This window comes from Limnobaculum zhutongyuii (assembly GCF_004295645.1).
GTDB lineage: Bacteria > Pseudomonadota > Gammaproteobacteria > Enterobacterales > Enterobacteriaceae > Limnobaculum > Limnobaculum zhutongyuii.
Map to the genome: position 1 here is coordinate 3,099,203 of NZ_CP034752.1, position 20,873 is coordinate 3,120,075.

The window sequence follows — 20,873 nt, forward strand, 5'->3', positions numbered from 1 at the left end:
GCTTATAATGAAAAATCCTGTAACCGCTCTGAGAGAGGTGACTTAGCAGACTGCTCAGCCTCGATGTCTTCCTTAACTTGTTGATACCAGGCCTCTTCACTCCACAGTTCAAATTTATTGAACTGCCCGACCAGCATCACTTCTTTTACTAAAAGCGCATGTTGCCGCAATGTATTCGCTATCAATACACGACCAGCGCTATCCAACTGACATTCACTGGCATGGCCTAATAACAGGCGCTGTACTCTGCGCTCTGCCGGATTCATGCTGGATAGCCGGGATAGCTTCTGTTCAATTTTTTCCCATTCAGGGAGGGGGTAAAGCAACAGGCACGGCTGATGGAGGTCAATGGTACATACCAATTGTCCTTCACATTCATCCAGCAGTGAATCCCGATAGCGAGTGGGGATAGCTAATCGCCCCTTACTATCAAGATTTATTGTTGTTGCTCCACGAAACATGGGCGGGTCACTCCTTCGCGACAAGTTTTACCACTTTACCCCACAAATTCCCACTTGAATAGAGTTTACGGAGGGTATTAAAAGCTTGTCAAGACGAAGAACCGCGACTTTACACTAAATAGAGGGGCTATTTAGCTTTCTGAAAATAGAATAAATGCGTGTTAAGTTTAAAGAAATCAAACTAACAATATGAATAATAATAATTATTTAATTAATTCAATATCAGAGTAGCTGGCGGTTAACAGCGTTGGCAATCAATCAATAAAAAATCCGTTAATATAAAAAAAATGTTTCTATAACCACTACAGCATAAATCTGACACGATCTGATGTGAATGGAAGGGAATAGATGTGGTTGGCTATTTTACTCGTCAATCTTACCGATACTTTAGCGCGTAATAGTAACATAACGTAACGCTTTGGAGTAAGCTCAATACCGCTTACTGACAACAAAAATAAGGGGCCAATTGCAGGCCCCTTATGGTTTTCTCAGATTATCAAAGTGATACTCTTAAATACTTTACAAACTATACGCGGCTCAAACTGCCGCGACGGAACAAGCTGCGTCGAATGCGTGTCAGTCCTGGTTTTGGTTTCTGAGTTTCATCAATACTTGCCAGTACTAACTCCAATACTCGTTCTGCAACTTCTCTGTGACGTTGAGCAACGGATAATACCGGACACTCAAGGAAATCCAACAGTTCGTTATCACCAAAAGTGGCAATCGCCAGATCGGCAGGCAGGCGCCCTTGCTTCTGCAAGATCACATCCATCACACCCTGTAGCAATGAGAATGATGTGGTATAAATTGCCTGAGGAATCGGATTCGATTCCAGCCAGTTTTTAAACACTTCTGCTGCTGATTCACGCTCATAACTGTTGGCATAAATATAGCTAACCTGACGCTTGTCCCCTTTCCACGCCTGACGGAACCCCTGCTCACGCAACTGGCTGACGGATAATTCAGGTAATGCACCAAGATAGGCCACGCTATCTGCTTTAAAATTACGTAACTCTGACGCCAGCATTTCTGCATCTTCGTAGTCAGCCCCAACAACGCTGATAAAATGCTCACGATCCAACGCACGGTCCAGAGCGATAATCGGTAGAGAACTGTTTACCCAACGCTGATAGAACGGATGCTCCGGCGGCAACGCGGTGGAGATAATCAGGGCATCCACTTTGCGTTGCAATAAGTGCTCAACGCAGCGCATTTCATTATCCGGCTGGTCTTCAGAACAGGCTATAAGCAACTGATAGCCCCGCTGGCGCGCCTGACGTTCAAGATAGTTAGCAATTCTTGTATAGCTGGTGTTTTCTAAATCAGGAATAACCAGCCCGATAGAACGTGTACGACCGGCACGTAAGCCAGCAGCAACCGCATTAGGTTGATAATTATGTTCCCGGACTACCGCCATGACTTTCTCAACTGTTTTATCGCTCACACGATATTGCTTGGCTTTGCCATTAATGACATAGCTGGCCGTCGTGCGTGAAACACCAGCGAGACGCGCAATTTCATCCAGTTTCACGTTAACCCCTTAAGTATCAATTCGCCCCGTCATTGGTGGCATAATAACCATAATAATATAAATGGCTTTAAGTAATGTAGATCTAACCCAAGATATGACGATTCAGCAACTGCTTAATCCATTCAGTCAGTGTAATACAAAATAAAAAGCCCTACGCCACCGGCAGAGCCCCTGTTTTTGTCTGAAAAATGGTTAACGCATAATCCGCTCACCGCGTCCAACACCAACGATTCCTGAACGGGCAACTTCAACAATTTCACCGGCTTCACGAATAGCGGCTAAAAACGCATCCAGTTTACTGCTGGTGCCTACCAGCTGAACAGTATACAACGAGGATGTAACATCCACGATCTGCCCACGGAAAATGTCTGCACAGCGCTTAACCTCTTCCCTACCGTCACCGGAAGTACGCAATTTCACCAGCATGATTTCACGTTCAACACAGTCACCATCGGTCAGTTCGGATACCCGCAGAACATCAACCAACTTATGCAGCTGTTTTTCTATCTGCTCCAATACTTTCGCATCACCTTTAGTGTGAATCGTCATACGCGAAAGAGTCGGATCGTCCGTTGGCGCGACGGTCAGGCTTTCAATGTTATATCCCCGTTGAGAAAACAGGCCAATCACCCGCGACAGAGCGCCGGATTCATTCTCCAGTAGTACTGATAATATACGGCGCATAATCAGCTCCTCTCCGTTCTGCTTAGCCACATTTCGTCCATTGCACCGCCGCGAATTTGCATCGGGTAGACGTGTTCTCTTTCATCAACGGCAACATCAACAAACACCAGACGATTTTTAATCGCCAGTGCTTCCGCCAGTTTGCTTTCCAGCTCTTCCGGTTTACTGATGGAGATCCCTACATGACCATAGGCTTCCGCCAGTTTGACAAAGTCAGGCAGCGAGTCCATATAGGAATGAGAATGACGGCCTGCATAAATCAGGTCCTGCCACTGTTTTACCATGCCGAGGAATTTGTTATTCAAGTTAAGCACCACAACAGGCAAATCATATTGCAGCGCGGTAGATAGCTCCTGAATATTCATTTGAATACTGCCATCCCCGGTTACGCAAACCACAGTTTCTCTTGGTAATGCCAGCTTAACGCCCAGCGCAGCGGGTAGACCAAAGCCCATGGTGCCAAGACCACCAGAGTTAATCCAGCGGCGAGGCTTATCAAACGGATAGTACAGCGCAGCAAACATCTGATGCTGACCCACGTCAGAAGCTACATAAGCATTACCCTGAGTTAAACGGTACAGGGTTTCAATCACTGCCTGTGGCTTGATGCGATCACCGCTGTGATCGTAAGCCAGCGACTTTTTACAGCGCCATTCTTCAATGCTCTGCCACCAGCTATCCAGATTCTCAAACCCTTGCTCAGGATCTCGCTGTTTTAGCAGCTCCAGCATCTGAGTCAGCACCTGCTTAGCATCACCAACGATTGGTACATCGGCATTCACTGTTTTAGAAATTGAGGTGGGATCAATATCAATATGCAATACCGTTGCCCCCGGGCAATACTTCGCCAGATTGTTGGTAGTACGGTCATCAAAACGCACACCAACCGCAAAGATCAGGTCAGAGTGGTGCATAGTCATATTGGCTTCATAGGTGCCGTGCATCCCCAACATACCAACAAAATGTTTATTCGTTGAAGGAAAAGCACCCAGCCCCATTAATGAACTGGCTACCGGTAGATTCAACGTTTCTACCAGTGTCTTTAATTCCGCATCACAGCCAGAAGTAATGGCGCCACCGCCCACATATACCACCGGATTTTTTGCCTCCAGCAGGATTTGTAGAGCGCGTTTAATTTGTCCCCGATGTCCATGCACCGTTGGATTATAGGAACGCATCGAGATTTGATCGGGATAAGAATAGGGGATCTTAATCGCTGGGTTGAGAATATCCTTGGGTAAATCAACCACTACCGGACCCGGACGACCGGTGCTGGCAACGTAGAATGCCTTTTTCAGCACCATAGGGATATCTTCTACATGCTTAACTAAAAAGCTATGTTTTACCACTGGGCGGGAAATTCCCACCATATCGCATTCCTGAAAGGCGTCGTTACCTATCAAGGTAGTCGCTACCTGACCGGAAAGTACCACCAGCGGAATGGAATCCATATAGGCGGTAGCAATACCGGTAATGGCATTGGTTGCCCCCGGCCCCGAAGTCACCAGCACCACCCCCACTTCGCCAGTTGCCCGAGCAAAACCATCAGCCATATGTACAGCCGCTTGTTCATGGCGCACTAACACATGGTCAATACCGCCTACCGTGTGCAATGCATCATAGATATCCAGCACGGCTCCACCCGGATAACCAAATACATGCTTAACCCCCTGATCAATCAACGATCGGACAACGATCTCAGCTCCGGATAACGTTTCCATGGGTTTCCTCCAGGTTATTGTTGTTGTGCACTCAGGCGATAATAAGCCATAAGGCGGAATACAGGGTTTTCCCCATGTTATTGATCTTGTCTGACCTGCTTGTGTATCACTGCCCTCGGATCATCGCACTATCAAAAGACATCACATAAAAGATAGTCAAGGGTTAGCTTATTACCATACCGCCGTCTATCCATACTGGCAAAAGCATTCTTTCATGATTAAAAAGAAAGTTTTTCAAGCCATTAAGCCGATAACCGGCAGAATAATCGGTTATTCTCCACCTGACTATTCCGATTTAAAAACCACACATTTAGCAAAAGCCAGAAAAAAAGGCGCACAACGTACGCCTCAGATTGCTAACAAAGTTTGATGGGTTTATGTCTGGCAGCCAATCGGAGGGAGAGGCCGCCGTTGGGGTCTACTTGGCGTAAGCCAACGAAGTGCCCCTGGGCGGACTAGGCCCGGAGCTATCGGAACTAAAGTACAGATGGTCTTCCGGCCGAGCACAACGGTAATATGAACAACTTCGTTTTTACAGCCGGAATATTCATTGAAGCCAATTTATCTGGTTTTTCAGCAGTGTCAGGCGCACTACGTGCGCCTTTATAAATCGGCAATACCTACCGCTATTCCCTATACATCAACTCAATCTCATTTTGATAACGATTAAGTATCACCTTACGCCGCAGTTTAAGCGTCGGAGTCAGTTCACCTAACTCCATACTGAAAGCATCAGGCAACAGCGTAAAACGCTTCACCTGCTCAAAACGCGCCAGCTCCTTTTGCAGCTCATTCAGACGCTGTTCAAACAGCTCTACAATATGGCTATTGCGCAATAGTTCCATCCGATCTTTATAAATCAGATTCATGGAACGGGCGTACTCTTCCAGACTGACAAAACAGGGAACAATCAGTGCAGAAACAAATTTACGAGCATCGGCGACTACTGCGATCTGATCGATAAAGCGATCCTGACCTAATGCTCCTTCAATCACCTGTGGGGCAATATATTTGCCGCACGAAGTCTTCATTAAATCTTTAATACGTTCGGTAATAAACAGATTGCCAGACTCATCCAGCGTACCGGCGTCACCAGTTTTTAACCAGCCATCCGCCGTGAATGCCGCGGCGCTCTCTTCCGGACGATTATAGTAACCACGCATAACAATCGGGCCACGTACCTGAATTTCATTTTCGTCACCAATGCGCACGTCAACACCCGGTAATGGACGACCAATAGAGCCAAAACGAAAACCGGTTTCTTCCCAACAGGATACTGTGGCACAGGTTTCAGTCATACCGTAACCGTAGGTAATGTGCAGTCCTACCGCATGGAAGAACAGAATAATGTTGTCGTCCAGCTTGGCACCCGCCGCAGGTAAAAAGCGAATATTTCCACCCAATACGCCACGTAATTTTTTCAACACCAACTTATCGGCCAGACGATGAGCCGCAGCCATCAATGGATTAAGTTTTTTGCCCTGATGAGCAGACCAAAATTTACGCTTACCACACCACAGTGCGCTATGGAATAAGGCACGACGATGCCATGGAGCCAGAGCGACCTTGTCATAAATCGCTGAGAAGACTTTTTCATAAAACCGCGGCACCGCACACATCACGGTAGGTTTCACGTCTGACATGGCTTCACGTACTAAAGCGGTATCACGTAAATAGACGTTTTGAGCACCTGCATGCATCACATACAGGCTCCAGGCACGCTCAAAAACATGAGATAACGGCAAGAAACTAAGAGAAATATCATCCGCACTGACGGTTAAACGCTCGTCGTGAAGGCAAAATTGAGTCGCCAGATTTCGGTAATCCAGCATCACCCCTTTAGGCTCACCGGTAGTGCCGGAGGTGTAGATCAGCGTAAACAAATCATCAATATCGCGAGCGCTAATGCGTGCCTGAAATTCAGCCATGTGGCTATCATCAGCTCGTTGACAAAAATCATCCAAATGAATGGCAATATCACATCCGCGTAAATCTATGTTGTTATCAAACGCAATAATTCTTTCAAGCTGAGGGCAAAGCTCACAAATAGTTAATGCCGCATCCATTTGAGCCTGAGCGCCAACAAACAGCGTTCTGACCTGTGCGTCATTAATCACAAAAGCAGACTGTACCGGTGTATTAGTCGAATAAATAGGGACCGCAATAGCACGTAAATGAAGAATCGATAAATCAGTAATCGCCCAGTTAATACTGTTATTAGCAAAAATGGCAATACGATCCTGAACCTGTACACCGGTGCTTAATAACGCTCTGGCGGTTTGGGAAATACGCTCACCAATTTGCTGCCAGCTTAATGACTTTTCCTGATGTTGATCCCACTCTCTGAATGCAATTCTGCCTGGGTTTTGCTGGATACGATCTTGCACACGCCCAACCGGGTGAAATTGCCTGAGTGTTTGGTTCATAAATGACTCTCATTTTCAGCTTACAGCTGTTCGCTATTTTTATGTTGGGAAGTCTACATTTTCTCGAGTGCGGGTCAATGAGAATTAACTAAATATGCGTGAATGGTTACAAACTTTAAGCTGAAAATCCCTTAGAAACAGCGATCTAAAGGATGAATATTTATAGAAGAAAAGGAAGTGTCGCAGAGGCGTGTTTAACGTCTGCCCGGTAACATAGCAACAATCAAATTGCGCTTAAGCCAAACAGAAAGGGTCACTACCGCCAAAATATGTAAAATAACCAAGATAGTCACTAAATTAACCAGCCAGTAGTGCCATTCATCCACCGGCCAGCGATCCATTAAAGCGGTACCCTGAGCCCATCCGGTGAACGCCACTAATGGTAGCAATAACCAAAATAGCCAAATGCTGATAGCGCCAATAGGATTGTGCCCCAGAGTTCGGTGAGCCGAGCGCTGACGCACCTCCTCCAGATGCTGACGTATTGCCGTGCAGGTTGGGACAATAGCCGAAAGACGAGCCGGTCCTTTTGCGCCCGTCATTCCCCATATCAAACGTACAATTACCAATGTAGCAACGCTCAACCCCACGATTTGATGTAGTGTTTTTCCCGGCTCAGTAATATGCAGTCGATTGATCAAAAAACCTAACGCCACACACCAGTGTGTGGTTCTGACCAGCCAATCCCAACGTTGAATCATTTACTTATACTTCTTATGGTATTGGTCACGGGTTTGCTTGAACTGTTCTGCCGCCTGTTTGGCTTGGTCAAACTTACCGGAATCGGCTAAAGCGGTAGCCCCATCAATCTCACCGATTAATGTGTCCAGACCGTGGCGAAAATCTTTCATGCTGGCGCTGTCTTTCTCCTGCCCTTCCAGTTTATCAGGTGTACCCTGCTGCGCTTTTTGTGCCGCCTGCTTCATGGCGACTAAACCCTGTTTAAACTCATCGGGTGAATTGGTATTCAATACGGTACGATAATTTTTGGCAATCAGCTTCATCTGATCTTCGACGTCATTCGCCTGAGCAAGAGCGCTGGTTGCCAGTACCGTCAGACCCATCGCTGCAACTAACCATTTCCTCATACATCCCCATAATAACGCTAAGAAAGTTCAATAAATCACACAACTTTAGTAAGTGTAGTTGCTGTAAAGAGAAAGGGGTAATCAGAGGGGAAAAAGAATCTGTTAATCATCACATCGTTTTTTTTGCTTACCGCTATCGAACATTTTTTTAGTTAAAACACAAAACAACCGTTGACAACAACTCAGCAATCCAGTATCAATTTACCCCACTACTTAATTTTTTATAAAGAGTACTGAATCGCATGTTTGCATCTATTCGTTTTCTCAGCCTCCTCCTCCTCGCATCTTGTTGCGCGGCTGGCTTGTGGAAGACGAACTGATTAGATTCAGAAAAAACACAAGAAACCCGCGCTACCTGCGCGGGTTTTTTTTTGGCCTCGCAGGAAGTTTTAACCCGATTAAACGATTTCAAAACAGAAGGTACGGAATATGAGCCAGCAAGTAATTATCTTTGATACCACCCTGCGAGACGGCGAACAGGCTTTACAGGCAAGCCTGAGCGTAAAAGAAAAAATGCAAATCGCCATGGCGTTAGAGCGTATGGGCGTAGACGTAATGGAAGTTGGCTTTCCGGTCTCTTCTCCTGGTGATTTTGAATCGGTGCAAAGCATTGCCCGACAGATCAAAAATAGCCGGGTGTGTGCATTAGCGCGCTGCGTCGATAAAGATATCGATGTTGCAGCAGAAGCATTGCGCGTAGCCGAAGCTTTCCGTATTCACGTCTTTTTAGCCACCTCCACCCTGCATATCGAATCCAAACTGAAGCGCTCTTTTGAAGATGTCATGGAAATGGCCGTTCGTTCCGTTAAAAGAGCCCGTAACTACACCGATGACGTTGAATTCTCCTGTGAAGATGCTGGCCGTACCCCAATTGATAACCTGTGTCGCGTGGTAGAAGCCGCCATTAACGCCGGTGCTACCACCATTAATATTCCGGACACCGTGGGTTATACCGTACCTCGCCAGTTTGGCAACATTATCGAAACCCTGTATCAGCGCGTACCTAATATTGATAAAGCAATCCTGTCCGTTCACTGCCACGATGATTTAGGCATGTCGGTAGCTAACTCGATTACTGCCGTTCAGGCGGGTGCCCGTCAGGTGGAAGGAACCATCAATGGTATTGGTGAACGTGCGGGTAACTGTGCACTGGAAGAAGTCATTATGGCGATTAAAGTACGTCAGGACATCATGGGCGTACACACCAACATCAACCATCAGGAAATTTATCGCACCAGCCAGCTGGTTAGCCAGTTGTGTAATATGCCTGTTCCGGCCAATAAGGCGGTGGTTGGTTCTAATGCCTACGCTCACTCCTCCGGTATTCATCAGGATGGCGTGCTGAAAAACCGCGAAACCTATGAAATCATGACGCCGGAATCTATTGGCTTCAGTCAGGTGCAACTGAACCTGACCTCCCGCTCCGGTCGCGCAGCAGTGAAACACCGTATGGAAGCCATGGGTTATAGCGAAAATGATTACTCTCTGGACGATTTGTATGCTGCCTTCCTGAAACTGGCGGATAAAAAAGGTCAGGTATTTGATTACGATTTAGAAGCGCTGGTATTCATTCGTAAGCAGCAGGAAGAACAGGACCATTTCGCACTGGATTACTTCAGCGTGCAGTCAGGTACTAATTTGATGGCAACCGCCTCTGTGCGCCTGGCCTGCGGTGGTGAAATCAAATCTGAAGCGGCAACGGGTAACGGCCCGGTAGATGCGGTCTATCAGGCAATTAACCGTATTGCTGACTACCCTATTTCTATTGTGAAGTACCAATTAACTGCGAAAGGTCAGGGAAAAGATGCTTTAGGTCAGGTAGATATTGTTGCTGAGTATGAAGGGCGTCGTTTCCACGGCGTTGGTCTGGCAACGGACATCGTTGAATCTTCTGCTCAGGCACTGGTTCACGTACTGAATCATATCTGGCGCGCTCAACAGGTGGAAGTGCAAAAACAACGCCTGGCGCAAACTGCCGAGTAATATTTACCTTTTATTTTTAAGCAAACATTAGCTACAACAACATTTGTTGCAACAAAACAACCATAAAGTATGGAGCAATTATGACGCGTTCTTACCACATTGCAGTATTGCCCGGAGATGGCATTGGCCCGGAAGTGATGCAGCAGGCAATCAAAGTACTGGATGCTGTTCGCCAGCGCTTTAATATCAAGATTACCACCAATGAATATGATGTAGGTGGTGCTGCCATCGATCGTCACGGCATGCCATTACCCGCTGCAACCGTAGCCGGTTGCGAGCAGGCAGATGCGATTTTGTTTGGTTCCGTAGGTGGGCCAAAATGGGAACATCTGCCACCGGCAGAGCAACCAGAACGCGGTGCATTGTTGCCTTTACGTAAACACTTTCAGTTATTCAGTAATTTACGCCCTGCCCGTTTGTATCAGGGTTTAGAAGACTTTAGTCCGTTAAGAAGCGATATTTCCCATAAAGGTTTCGATATTTTGTGTGTCCGCGAGTTAACCGGCGGTATTTATTTCGGTCAACCTAAAGGTCGTGAAGGTTCTGGCCCACAAGAAAAAGCCTTTGATACTGAGGTTTACCATCGTTTTGAAATTGAACGCATTGCCCATATCGCTTTTGAAGCTGCCCGTAAGCGTCGCGCCAAAGTCACCTCTATTGATAAATCTAACGTATTACAAAGCTCTATTTTATGGCGTGAAGTGGTCACTGAAATTGCTAAACAGTACCCGGATATCGCGTTAAACCATATGTATATTGATAACGCCACCATGCAGATGGTGAAAGAACCCTCTCAATTTGATGTGGTGCTGTGTTCCAATCTGTTTGGTGACATTCTGTCAGACGAATGCGCCATGATTACCGGTTCAATGGGAATGCTGCCATCAGCCAGCCTGAACGAAAAAGGCTTTGGTTTATATGAGCCAGCAGGTGGTTCTGCACCGGATATTGCCGGAAAAAATATCGCCAACCCGATAGCTCAAATCCTTTCGCTGTCATTATTGTTGCGCTACAGCCTGAATGCTGATGATGCCGCTAATGCCATCGAAAAAGCCATCAATCAGGCATTAGAGCAAGGTTACCGTACTTCAGATTTAGCCGGTAACGGCAAGTCTGTCAGCACCAGTCAGATGGGCGATATCATCGCTCAGTTCGTCGCTCAGGGGGCATAAAATGGCTAAAACACTGTATCAAAAATTGTACGACGCCCACGTTGTTTATGAAGCGCCGAACGAAACACCATTATTGTATATCGATCGCCATCTGGTGCATGAAGTCACCTCACCACAGGCTTTTGATGGTTTACGGGCAATGAACCGTCCGGTACGCCAACCGGAAAAAACCTTTGCCACCATGGACCATAACGTCTCCACGCAAACCAAAGACATTAACGCCTGTGGCGAGATGGCTCGCATCCAAATGCAGGAACTGATTAAGAACTGTAAAGAGTTCAACGTTTCTTTATACGATTTGAACCATCCTTATCAGGGCATTGTTCACGTTATCGGACCGGAGCAAGGCATGACGTTGCCGGGCATGACCATTGTGTGCGGCGATTCTCATACTGCGACCCACGGTGCTTTCGGTTCGCTGGCTTTTGGGATTGGTACTTCTGAAGTTGAGCATGTTTTAGCGACTCAAACCCTGAAACAGGCTCGGGCTAAGACCATGAAGATTGAAGTTCAGGGTGATACCGCCGAAGGCATTACGGCTAAAGATATTGTATTGGCTATTATCGGTAAAATTGGTCATGCCGGTAGTACCGGTTATGTGGTGGAATTCTGCGGTAAAGCCATAGAAGCGCTGTCGATGGAAGGCCGTATGACCCTGTGTAATATGGCGATTGAAATGGGTGCTAAAGCCGGTCTGGTTGCTCCGGATGACACTACATTTAACTATGTTAAAGGTCGTCAATTTGCCCCTAAAGCAGAACAATGGGATGCCGCCGTCGATTACTGGCGCACCTTGAAATCTGATGACGGTGCTAAATTTGATGCCGTCGTTACCCTGAATGCCGCCGACATCGCACCACAAGTAACCTGGGGAACCAATCCGGGTCAGGTCATGGCTATCGATCAAAGCATTCCCGATCCAACGTCTTTCAGCGATCCTGTTGAACGTACATCAGCAGAAAAAGCGCTGGCCTATATGGATTTAAAAGCGGGAACTAAACTGACCGATGTCGCTATTGATAAAGTCTTTATCGGGTCATGCACTAACTCTCGTATTGAAGATCTGCGTGCTGCTGCCGCTATCGCCAAAGGCCACAAAGTTGCCGCTGGTGTAGTAGCAATGGTCGTGCCTGGCTCAGGTCCGGTCAAAGCTCAGGCTGAAGCAGAAGGTCTGGATAAGATCTTTATTGATGCGGGTTTTGAATGGCGTTTACCAGGTTGTTCCATGTGTTTAGCGATGAATAATGACCGGTTAGAACCGGGAGAGCGCTGTGCATCAACCAGTAACCGTAATTTTGAAGGCCGTCAAGGCCGCGGTGGACGTACTCATCTGGTGAGTCCGGCAATGGCCGCAGCGGCAGCAATTGCTGGTCACTTTGCCGATATTCGCAAGCTGAGCTAAGGAGACTACAACATGACTAAATTTACTCAACATACCGGCATTGTAGTTCCGTTAGATGCAGCAAACGTCGATACCGATGCCATTATTCCTAAACAGTTTTTGCAAAAAGTAACCCGTACCGGTTTTGGTCAGCATCTGTTTAACGACTGGCGTTTTCTGGACGATGCAGGTCAAAAGCCGAATCCTGATTTTGTTTTAAATAAGCCGCGTTATAAGGGTGCCTCAATTTTGTTGGCCCGTGAAAACTTTGGCTGTGGTTCTTCGCGAGAGCATGCCCCCTGGGCTTTGACCGATTACGGCTTCAAAGTGGTTATTGCCCCCAGTTTTGCTGATATCTTTTACGGAAACTCATTCAATAACCAGCTGTTACCGGTTATTTTAACTGAAGCTGAAGTCGATGAGCTGTTTAAGCTGGTCGCCAACCAGGAAGGCGTTGAATTTACCGTCGATCTGGAAAACCAGCAGGTGATTGCCGGTGGTAAACGCTATGAGTTCAATATCGACGCTTTCCGTAAACATTGCATGATTAATGGGCTGGATAGTATCGGTCTGACACTACAGCATAATGACGCTATCAGCGATTATGAGGCTAAACAGCCGGTATTTTTACGGTAATTGGTGGAATTAAACCAAAAACAAACAGGCCAGCAATATGCTGGCCTGTTTGAACAGTGCTCACGCTCCACAGCAGAGTACCGGTGGTCTTCCGGCCGAGTACAACGGTGATATGAGCAATATCATTTTTACGGACGGAATATTCACAGTTGCTGATTTATCAGCAGCGACAAAACACCCAATAACAACTACTGATAGAAGAAACGTCTGATTTTTTCAGATATCTTCTTATTTATCTGACAAATACGCGCCTCGGTTAATTCCATAACCAGCGCAATTTCCTTCAGGTTCATATCTTCCTGATAGTACAGGCGCAAAATAATTTGCTCCTTTTCATCCAGCGAACGAATGGCGTCAACAAACATTCTTCGCGTGACTTCCTGATCTTCAATAGAGCGGCTTTGTAGCGCATCACAATGCGATTCCGGCATTAATAGTTCATCCAGACTCTCCATTGCTCTTGCGCCTTCCAGCAGTTGATATTCCAGATACTCCTTCGCTGAAATACCTAAAGCACTTGAGATCTCTTCAAAATCTGGCTGTTTGCCCAGTTTTTTAGCCAATTCTCTAATGGCGTCATTAAATCGATGAGTTTTCTGGCGTAAACTGCGTGGTCGCCAGTCTAGCTGGCGAAGCTCATCTAAAATTGCGCCTCTGACCCGATGTACCGCATAAGCCGCGAATTGTTCATCGGGGCGGCCATAACGTCTCAGGCTTTCTAACAGTCCCATCAGTGCGATTTGTTCCATATCCTGACGGTCCATAACGCTATTTGCCTGATAAGCTAGCTGATTGACGATTCGTTTTACCAAAGGCAAATAGCATTGCAAATATTGCCCTTCTTCCTGAGAACTCATTGAAACAGGGGCTTTAATGTCTACTATATTGCGTGCTGTGGTTTGCATGTGGTCTGTTACTCCCTATCAAAAGCTGCTGTTACCTGGTAGTAACATGTCCTTTTGCTTATCCATTTTTTAGGCCAGCAAGCCCGCTGGCATGTGAATGCTCATGTATCCTTTGTTTTGGATGGTCATGACGCTAATGCTTTAAAAATTTCCTGATTTTTCTCAGGCTATTCCCTAAGCTTTCTATAGCAATTCACATGCCAAAAGTTATTGTTTTAAAAAACAATGAAATAGATAAATAGAGGAAGCAACACTTCCGGAAAACAGGAAAATCACCACCTTCCGCATTTCCGAAAGATTAGCTACGTGATGAAATAATTAGGAAAAATAATAGTATGAATAAATTTTATAAATTAATTATGAGCACTTATAAAAACGCATCTAAAAAAATGAAATTATTTATTAAATAATACCCGCTATAAATTAGTGGGTATTTCAATCAACCTCCTATAAAATCTCAGCATAAAACATTATTTTATAGCACCACTTAGCACTGATTAATGATGTATATTTTTTAATACTATTCAAAATTAAAAACAGTAATTATTATCATTAAGAAACTCAATAAACCAATATCATACATGTATCAAATCACACTTTAAAATTAACAAAACAAAATAATAAAACAACAAATAGTCAACAATAAAAACATTATTAGCACAGAGATAAATTCTTCAACTCAACGCCTGTAGACATAATTAACAAAAACAATTAATGAAAATAAAACAAATAAAATCAATAAATTAAATAATCAAAAAACAAGAAAATCTCATTTTGTTACAACTATTAATATCAGTATTATTTCAAAACAATTGAATGCTTATAAGTATTCGCGTAAAAATATAGCCATCGAATATACGATAATTAGGTAAAGGTTAAAATAAACGTTATACAACTGTCTGAAATCTCCGCTTGAGGATTAATAATTAACCAGACATTTTTAACACCCTTTCGTTTCTCCTGCCTGAATGGAACTCTTCATTGTTTTAATGATAAAACACTTATTGAAACGGAATAACTATTCCTTCACCTCTCTATATCAAATTACCTATAGCATCACTTACTTAAAACACAACTTGAAAAGGCTAGATTTCATTCAAATGAACGTAACTAACACACACTGTTTCATCGACGGTTGGTTAATCGATTTCCAACAAGGATCGATTAACCACAGAGAAACAAAGGAAGTTAAACGCCTTGGTGAATATCAGTTAAAGCTACTGGACGTCCTGGCACAACATGCAGGGACCGTACTTTCAAGAGAGCAACTCACTAATCTGGTTTGGGAAAATCGAGTTATTGGTAATAACAGTTTACCGAATGCTATTCATGCTCTGAGATCTGCACTGGATGATAACGGCAAACATCAGCGTATTATTAAAACTATTCCCAAAAAAGGCTATTTGCTGGAGAAAGAGTATTGCCAGTATGAAACCTGTGAAATCATTAACGAGGAAGCTCCTTTTGATACTGATATCAAAGATACCGAACTGATTGAATATCAATCAGCAGAGCATCAAACAGGAACTGAAATTATTGCTGAAGAAGCCTATCTGGTTGACGACTTTAAACAGGAAGAAATTCCAGCTAAGACACGTAAAGTCACCGCTATTCTGGCAAAAAAACAGAAATATCTTTTTGCAATAGCAGCAATAATACTGATCGCCCTGATTTCTAACAAAATATTATTAAGCTCTCCCAAACCTATTTCCCCTCCGGATGGAATGAGTGTATTAAGAGACCAGGTTCAGCCTTATGACCATATAATACTTCACCATGTAACAAAGAAATCTACACCAAACCAGCAAGAGCCTTATAGCGTGCCTGAAAGGCTAAAAGAGTCGCTGAATAAAATTAACCAGCATTTGAGTAACTCAAAAACCATTATTCATGCTTACTACCGGGCTACCGATGCAATGCTGCATTACACCTTCTCAATTCAGTCAGCCTGTGAAAGTAAAGAACTTAGCATGAACATTTTTCACTGGCGGGTTAACAGCCAAAAATTGAATACCTTGGTTTATCGGGAAACAGAGAGAAAATTAAATGAATTGGTTACTTGTCATAGCTAATAAATTAAAAATACTATTATTTCTGACAGTTACGACTGGGTTATGTATTGGAACCGTATCTGCCGGGCCATATACTGTGCCAGAATGTGTCAGGGTACCCTCGCTAACCGATATCAATCTCAACACACAAATTGGTTTTTATGATCTGCTGTCTGAAAAAGACGAAATCTATAACATTCGTCTCTATTCTGGTATTGAGAATCTGTTAGTCAGCATAACCAACCCAACGGATGATCGATTCATTTTTAAAGGCAAAATGATACTGGATGAAGAAAATCATTACGATAAATATCCTGATTTCAAATTCACACCGCTCTATTATTACAATCCAGAGCACGACGAATTGATCAATAGTGTAATAGATATTAATAAGCAACGTAGCCTGGCGCTCAGTAGCTATGCGGTAGGAACCGACCAGCTAATCGTTTCTCAGAACGGATTACTATTTGTTTATCCCAATAGTGCGGTTGAAGGTAAGATATCCAATATTGATGGTTCACCGGTCAGTATGATACCGGACCCTAATAATACGACGGCAAAAAAATCCTTTTGGTCATTCTGACAGAGCTCGAAGTCACCTTAAATAAAATTCCTGATAAAACGATTAAAGTTTTAGCCAGGCACAACCGCTTAACCTGAGTATGACAAAACCGGCACTCACCTGAATAAAATCAGGTAAGTGCCCGTTTACCAGGGAACGTAACTCTATACGTTCGATGATAACAGCAGATGGCTTGCGTCTGATGAAGCAAGCCAAAGGAAGCGTTATGAAAGCGACTCATACTCAAGAAACTCACCCACATCTATTTGTATATCACAGTAAAAACCAGTCAACCTTAGCTAAACCATTGCAAGGAAGTCATGATATACAAACAGAGGAAGCATCACCTTCACATCTGAAAGAAGCCTTGCGAATACTCGCAATTTTGCCGGAAATCGATATTCAAAAAGTCACAACGATTAAAACAGCACTCAAACTTGGAAGAATAGGCGTCAATCCAGAGCACATTGCCAACGCAATCCTGGAATATTATCGGGGCACAGACAAGTGAAAATGCTACAAGAGCAAGTTATGGAATTGCTGACGGAACTTCAGCTGGATCGAAGATCTTATATCAAGCTTATTTTATTACTAAAACAACAACAGACTATGATTACCGCACGGAAAACAGATGCAATAGATGAGCTCAATCAACGTATTAGTCATATTTATCATCAGTTGACCAAGTCCGCACAGAAACGCATTTCAACACTAAAAAACTTGTGCATTCCTCCTCATGACGAAGGCATTCTGTTTCTATTTTCTCGCTTGCCTGCAAATCATCATATTCAGGCGAAAGAATTATGGAACGATATCATGCAGCGAATGCATGAATGCAGTACGCTTAGCGCACATAACCATCAGATATTATCTACCCGGATATAATAAGTTAGTAGATATACAGCACTATGACGAAATACACTCCACATCAATACCCAGCTTACGCATAGAGGCAAGTCGATAGCGCAACGCCCGAGGCGTAATACCAAGAAATTGTGCTGTTTTAGACTTGCTCCCTTTATGCCGCTTCAACAAGTCCATAATGTATTGATGTTCGGCCAAACGTCCGTGAGTTTTTAAATTTTTTATTGATGGTTCTGATAAATCTGAAGCACGAGATATCTCGAAGACAAGACCACTATTTAGCCCTAAATCCATATGCTGAATTAGCCCGCCATTACTCATAATAATGCCTCGCTGAATAACATTTTCCAGCTCCCGTACATTACCTGGCCAAGCATGGCGTAAAAGCGCCTGTTCTGCACACTCATCCAAATGAAGAACATCATCCGAGAAAGAACTATATTTACGAATAAAACGCTTAGCTAACGGTAAAATATCTTCCGGACGTTCCCGCAATGGCAATATATGAATAGGAACAACCGATAAACGATAGAATAAATCCTGTCGGAAACGCCCTTGCTCAATCTCCGTTTCCAGTATTTTATTGGTAGAGGCAATAAGACGAATATTTAAAGCAATCTTCTTGTGGCTCCCCAATCGCTCCACTTCTTGCTCTTGTAAAACGCGTAATAATTTGGCCTGAAGCGATAACGGCATATCGCCAATTTCGTCCAGAAGTAGTGTTCCACCATTCGCTAATTCAAACTTTCCCGGCATACTGCTTACCGCACCAGTAAAGGCGCCTTTTTCATAACCAAACAACATGGCTTCCAGCATATCTTCCGGAATAGCTGCACAGTTTACGCCAACATAAGGGGCAGTATCCTTGCCAAAAGCATGCTGGTGAATATATCGGGCAATACACTCTTTCCCCGTGCCTGTCTCCCCGGTAATCAACACCGGAACATGGTATTTAGCGATCTTTTGGGCTTGAGAAAACAAATTTACAGAGGCAGGAGAAATAGCAACGAAAGTGCTGTTACTTGCAGAAGAAACTAGTTTTGGATGCATAATATTTCACCTGACTAAGATAATTTCCTATCATTCGTTAATCAAGTGACACACTTTAAATTATATAATTGACCTGTTAACGAATTTTCTTTTTTGAATCCAGGCAAGTATACGCACCTTAAAAGCGTTGAATCATATTAATCAATTATTAATAAATTAATTTTTATAAATCATAGCGTTGAGCAATTAGTTAGCTTTGCAGGCTAATTGTTTTTGATCATTATCGTACGGAAGGAGACTAATTAGATGGCAGCCAGTGATATTTAAAAGTACCTTTTCATTTTAAAATCATTATAGCCAGAAACGAAAAACAGAGAGCCAGGCTCTCTGTTTTAAACACAAGTTATAATCTAAAAACAGATTAACGAGTGAACGCGTCGCGGTAGTCTTTAGCGATAGATTTGATTTCATCTTTACCTAAAGCAAAACCACCGATTGTGCCGTAAACGCCGCCAACAACTGGACCAACGAAAGCACCAACCAGAGAACCGATCAGACCAAAGCCTAATACGCCGCCACCTGAACCACCAACTTTAGTGCCTAAACCCAGGCCAGTTGAGAAGCCTTCGCCGAAACCAACTAAAGCACCTTCCAGAGCATCAGTAAAGTTTGCAGCCCAAGCACCGCTTACTTGTTCAATTTCACTGTTTTGTAATTCACGCATGATAATTCCCTTTTATAGATATATTAACCAATCAAAAGCTGATGGTCGAAATAAAAGCCTCAAAGTTTTAAGGCGTGATTATTTTTATCACAAATGATTTTTTTATTTCTATTGATTTAAACTAATTTTATATCCTATATAAGACCTGATGATTAATGCATTAAAATGGCGCAAATAATACTTATCGATTAAATAAAGATTAAATTAAAAATAAGTAAAATACCTAGAAAATACTTATTTTTACAAATATATGAATATTATTTCAGCTATAAAGCAGAATATATTAACGTCAGTTTCTGATAAATATATTTTTTATAAATAGCTAATAAAAACAAGATTATCCTGACAAGCATCAAAAGCCACTGGTTCTGTCTCGTCATTCCGTATAATCACTCTGGTTTTCTATTACATCTCCCGTCACTTTTGATTTACACGCTACGTGATATAAATTTACCCACAATAAGCAAAAACAATTCAGATAAAATGAGATATCATCTACATTACTCTTTGTTGTTGAATCTGTACCTTCTGGCAACAACAAACCCCATATACGCCCATCCTCAAGCCCTTATTGGTACTGATAGCCATGCTATCCCCAAAGTAACAGGATGACGTTGCCTGTAAAAAAACAAAAGTAGGAAGAAATTATGGTTGGTCCATTACTGAACAGCGCAGCCGTTTTTGTCGGCGGAGGATTAGGTCTTTTTTTAGCACCACTGATGCCTAAACGTTTGCAGGATGGCCTGCCCGCTGCATTTGCCATGATATCCATTGCCATGGGTGTAGTAATGACCATTAAAGTTCAGCAATTGCCTGCTGTTGCACTTGCATTGATCGTGGGGCTGGCCATCGGTGAAATATGCTACATGGAGAAAGGCGTACAAAAATTCGGCTCCCTGATACAGCGTGGATTGGCTCGAATTATTCCCGTACGTAACCATAGTATGACGCCGGAACTTTACACCCAAAACTTTACCGCATTAATCGTTCTGTTTTGTGCTGGTGGCACAGGTATCGTCGGTGCGCTCACCGAAGGGATGACGGGTAACTACCAACTGCTGGTGGTTAAATCCATTCTGGATATCTTCACCGCCATGATTTTTGCCACCTCCATGGGGGCGGCCGTCATGTCTATCGCGATTCCTCAGCTTTTGGTTCAGGGTGGGCTCTATTTTTCTGCTCGCTTAATTATGCCGTATATGACAGAGATTACGCTGGGGGATTTCTCCGCCTGCGGAGGTATTATTATGATTGCGGTTGGATTACGCATCGCTCAGATAAAAACCTTTGCCGTCGTCAATTTCTTACCCGCTTTAATCATTATTATCCCTATATCTTTGTACTGGCATAAATTTATGGGCTAATAACAGACATCACCGGAAGGAGGGTAATAAACCGCTCTCTCCGGGTTCTGTATTTATGATTTTTTCACTCACCAACGGATAGTCGATAATCGTAATAAATAAGTTAGTATTCACTCCCAATCATAATCCCCTTCCCCATGGGCAAAACAGACTCTACAATGTGCCCTTCTCAACGGGGTGCAGTAAAGCTGAGAATGTGTTTATCGTGTGCAATCACACCAGACCATACCCGTCGAACCTGATCCGGTTAATCCCGGCGGAGGGATTTGAGAGTCTGTTCAGTTTTTTCATCTGCCCACTGAATAGCTTAAATTACTCAAAGACCTTTGT

General features: G+C 43.8%; 20 protein-coding genes and 1 riboswitch. Of the genes, 10 read left to right on the plus strand and 10 right to left on the minus strand.

Annotated features, from left to right (window positions below; genetic code table 11):
* Positions 1 to 2 precede the first annotated feature (2 nt).
* The 4 genes from mraZ to ilvI form a co-directional block, all read right to left on the minus strand.
* On the minus strand, positions 3 to 461 hold the full coding sequence (mraZ, locus tag EKN56_RS13950; RefSeq protein ID WP_130592338.1) for a division/cell wall cluster transcriptional repressor MraZ: 459 nt from the start codon (positions 459 to 461) through the stop codon (positions 3 to 5).
* Positions 462 to 987: 526 nt separating this feature from the next.
* On the minus strand, positions 988 to 1,992 hold the full coding sequence (cra, locus tag EKN56_RS13955; RefSeq protein WP_130592339.1) for a catabolite repressor/activator: 1,005 nt from the start codon (positions 1,990 to 1,992) through the stop codon (positions 988 to 990).
* Positions 1,993 to 2,184: 192 nt separating this feature from the next.
* Positions 2,185 to 2,679, minus strand: coding sequence for an acetolactate synthase small subunit (gene ilvN / locus EKN56_RS13960; RefSeq protein ID WP_130593715.1), 495 nt, complete (start codon positions 2,677 to 2,679; stop codon positions 2,185 to 2,187).
* Positions 2,679 to 4,397, minus strand: a complete 1,719-nt coding sequence (gene ilvI, locus EKN56_RS13965) for an acetolactate synthase 3 large subunit (RefSeq protein WP_130592340.1) — start codon at positions 4,395 to 4,397, stop codon at positions 2,679 to 2,681. The genes ilvN and ilvI overlap by 1 nt, the downstream gene beginning before the upstream one ends.
* Positions 4,398 to 4,611: 214 nt before the next feature.
* Between ilvI and EKN56_RS20960 the strand changes: the two genes are divergently transcribed.
* The gene (locus EKN56_RS20960; protein WP_168189656.1) at positions 4,612 to 4,767 is read left to right on the plus strand and encodes a hypothetical protein; all 156 of its coding nucleotides are present in this window, start codon (positions 4,612 to 4,614) and stop codon (positions 4,765 to 4,767) included.
* 256 nt (positions 4,768 to 5,023) lie between these two features.
* On the opposite strand, the gene EKN56_RS13970 is transcribed toward EKN56_RS20960, so the two are convergent.
* From EKN56_RS13970 to cybC, 3 genes are all read right to left on the minus strand, one after another.
* A complete protein-coding gene (locus EKN56_RS13970) occupies positions 5,024 to 6,823 on the minus strand; it encodes an AMP-dependent synthetase/ligase (RefSeq protein ID WP_130592341.1) in 1,800 nt (599 codons plus the stop codon).
* A 194-nt stretch (positions 6,824 to 7,017) separates the two neighbouring features.
* A complete protein-coding gene (locus EKN56_RS13975; RefSeq protein ID WP_130592342.1) occupies positions 7,018 to 7,524 on the minus strand; it encodes a cytochrome b/b6 domain-containing protein in 507 nt (168 codons plus the stop codon).
* Positions 7,525 to 7,911 (minus strand): cytochrome b562, encoded by a 387-nt coding sequence (gene cybC, locus EKN56_RS13980; RefSeq protein WP_130592343.1) that lies wholly within the window; start codon positions 7,909 to 7,911, stop codon positions 7,525 to 7,527.
* A gap of 429 nt (positions 7,912 to 8,340) precedes the next feature.
* Here cybC and leuA point away from each other — a divergent pair, with 429 nt between their 5' ends.
* From leuA to leuD, 4 genes are all read left to right on the plus strand, one after another.
* Entirely contained in the window at positions 8,341 to 9,894 is a 1,554-nt protein-coding gene (leuA, locus tag EKN56_RS13985) for a 2-isopropylmalate synthase (protein WP_130592344.1), read from the plus strand.
* Positions 9,895 to 9,974: 80 nt separating this feature from the next.
* Positions 9,975 to 11,066 (plus strand): 3-isopropylmalate dehydrogenase, encoded by a 1,092-nt coding sequence (gene leuB / locus EKN56_RS13990; RefSeq protein WP_130592345.1) that lies wholly within the window; start codon positions 9,975 to 9,977, stop codon positions 11,064 to 11,066.
* A 1-nt stretch (position 11,067) separates the two neighbouring features.
* Positions 11,068 to 12,468 carry a 3-isopropylmalate dehydratase large subunit gene (gene leuC / locus EKN56_RS13995; RefSeq protein ID WP_130592346.1) on the plus strand — a complete coding sequence of 467 codons (1,401 nt, stop codon included), beginning with the start codon at positions 11,068 to 11,070 and terminating at the stop codon, positions 12,466 to 12,468.
* A gap of 12 nt (positions 12,469 to 12,480) precedes the next feature.
* Complete coding sequence (gene leuD / locus EKN56_RS14000; RefSeq protein ID WP_130592347.1) at positions 12,481 to 13,083, plus strand: 3-isopropylmalate dehydratase small subunit; 603 nt, start codon at positions 12,481 to 12,483, stop codon at positions 13,081 to 13,083.
* A gap of 188 nt (positions 13,084 to 13,271) precedes the next feature.
* Here the strand turns inward: leuD and EKN56_RS14005 are convergent, their stop codons facing one another.
* Positions 13,272 to 13,988, minus strand: coding sequence for a FliA/WhiG family RNA polymerase sigma factor (locus EKN56_RS14005; RefSeq protein WP_130592348.1), 717 nt, complete (start codon positions 13,986 to 13,988; stop codon positions 13,272 to 13,274).
* 1,100 nt (positions 13,989 to 15,088) lie between these two features.
* Between EKN56_RS14005 and EKN56_RS14010 the strand changes: the two genes are divergently transcribed.
* The 4 genes from EKN56_RS14010 (at position 15,089) to flgN (ending at position 17,486) form a co-directional block, all read left to right on the plus strand.
* Positions 15,089 to 16,060 carry a winged helix-turn-helix domain-containing protein gene (locus EKN56_RS14010; RefSeq protein WP_168189657.1) on the plus strand — a complete coding sequence of 324 codons (972 nt, stop codon included), beginning with the start codon at positions 15,089 to 15,091 and terminating at the stop codon, positions 16,058 to 16,060.
* Positions 16,035 to 16,622, plus strand: a complete 588-nt coding sequence (locus tag EKN56_RS14015) for a hypothetical protein (protein ID WP_130592350.1) — start codon at positions 16,035 to 16,037, stop codon at positions 16,620 to 16,622. Before EKN56_RS14010 ends, EKN56_RS14015 begins: the two co-directional genes overlap by 26 nt.
* 181 nt (positions 16,623 to 16,803) lie before the next feature.
* Positions 16,804 to 17,112, plus strand: a complete 309-nt coding sequence (locus tag EKN56_RS14020) for a flagellar biosynthesis anti-sigma factor FlgM (RefSeq protein WP_168189658.1) — start codon at positions 16,804 to 16,806, stop codon at positions 17,110 to 17,112.
* Positions 17,113 to 17,114: 2 nt separating this feature from the next.
* Positions 17,115 to 17,486 (plus strand): flagellar export chaperone FlgN, encoded by a 372-nt coding sequence (flgN, locus tag EKN56_RS14025; RefSeq protein ID WP_246020083.1) that lies wholly within the window; start codon positions 17,115 to 17,117, stop codon positions 17,484 to 17,486.
* Positions 17,487 to 17,507: 21 nt separating this feature from the next.
* Here flgN and EKN56_RS14030 read toward each other — a convergent pair whose 3' ends face one another.
* Both EKN56_RS14030 and EKN56_RS14035 read right to left on the minus strand, forming a co-directional pair.
* Positions 17,508 to 18,515 carry a sigma-54 interaction domain-containing protein gene (locus EKN56_RS14030; protein ID WP_130592353.1) on the minus strand — a complete coding sequence of 336 codons (1,008 nt, stop codon included), beginning with the start codon at positions 18,513 to 18,515 and terminating at the stop codon, positions 17,508 to 17,510.
* A 361-nt stretch (positions 18,516 to 18,876) separates the two neighbouring features.
* Positions 18,877 to 19,179, minus strand: a complete 303-nt coding sequence (locus EKN56_RS14035) for a DUF5862 family protein (RefSeq protein WP_130592354.1) — start codon at positions 19,177 to 19,179, stop codon at positions 18,877 to 18,879.
* Between the two features lie 647 nt (positions 19,180 to 19,826).
* Between EKN56_RS14035 and EKN56_RS14040 the strand changes: the two genes are divergently transcribed.
* The gene (locus tag EKN56_RS14040; protein WP_130592355.1) at positions 19,827 to 20,543 is read left to right on the plus strand and encodes a DUF554 domain-containing protein; all 717 of its coding nucleotides are present in this window, start codon (positions 19,827 to 19,829) and stop codon (positions 20,541 to 20,543) included.
* Between the two features lie 163 nt (positions 20,544 to 20,706).
* Positions 20,707 to 20,826: riboswitch (TPP riboswitch) on the plus strand.
* The last annotated feature ends 47 nt before the right edge of the window (positions 20,827 to 20,873 follow it).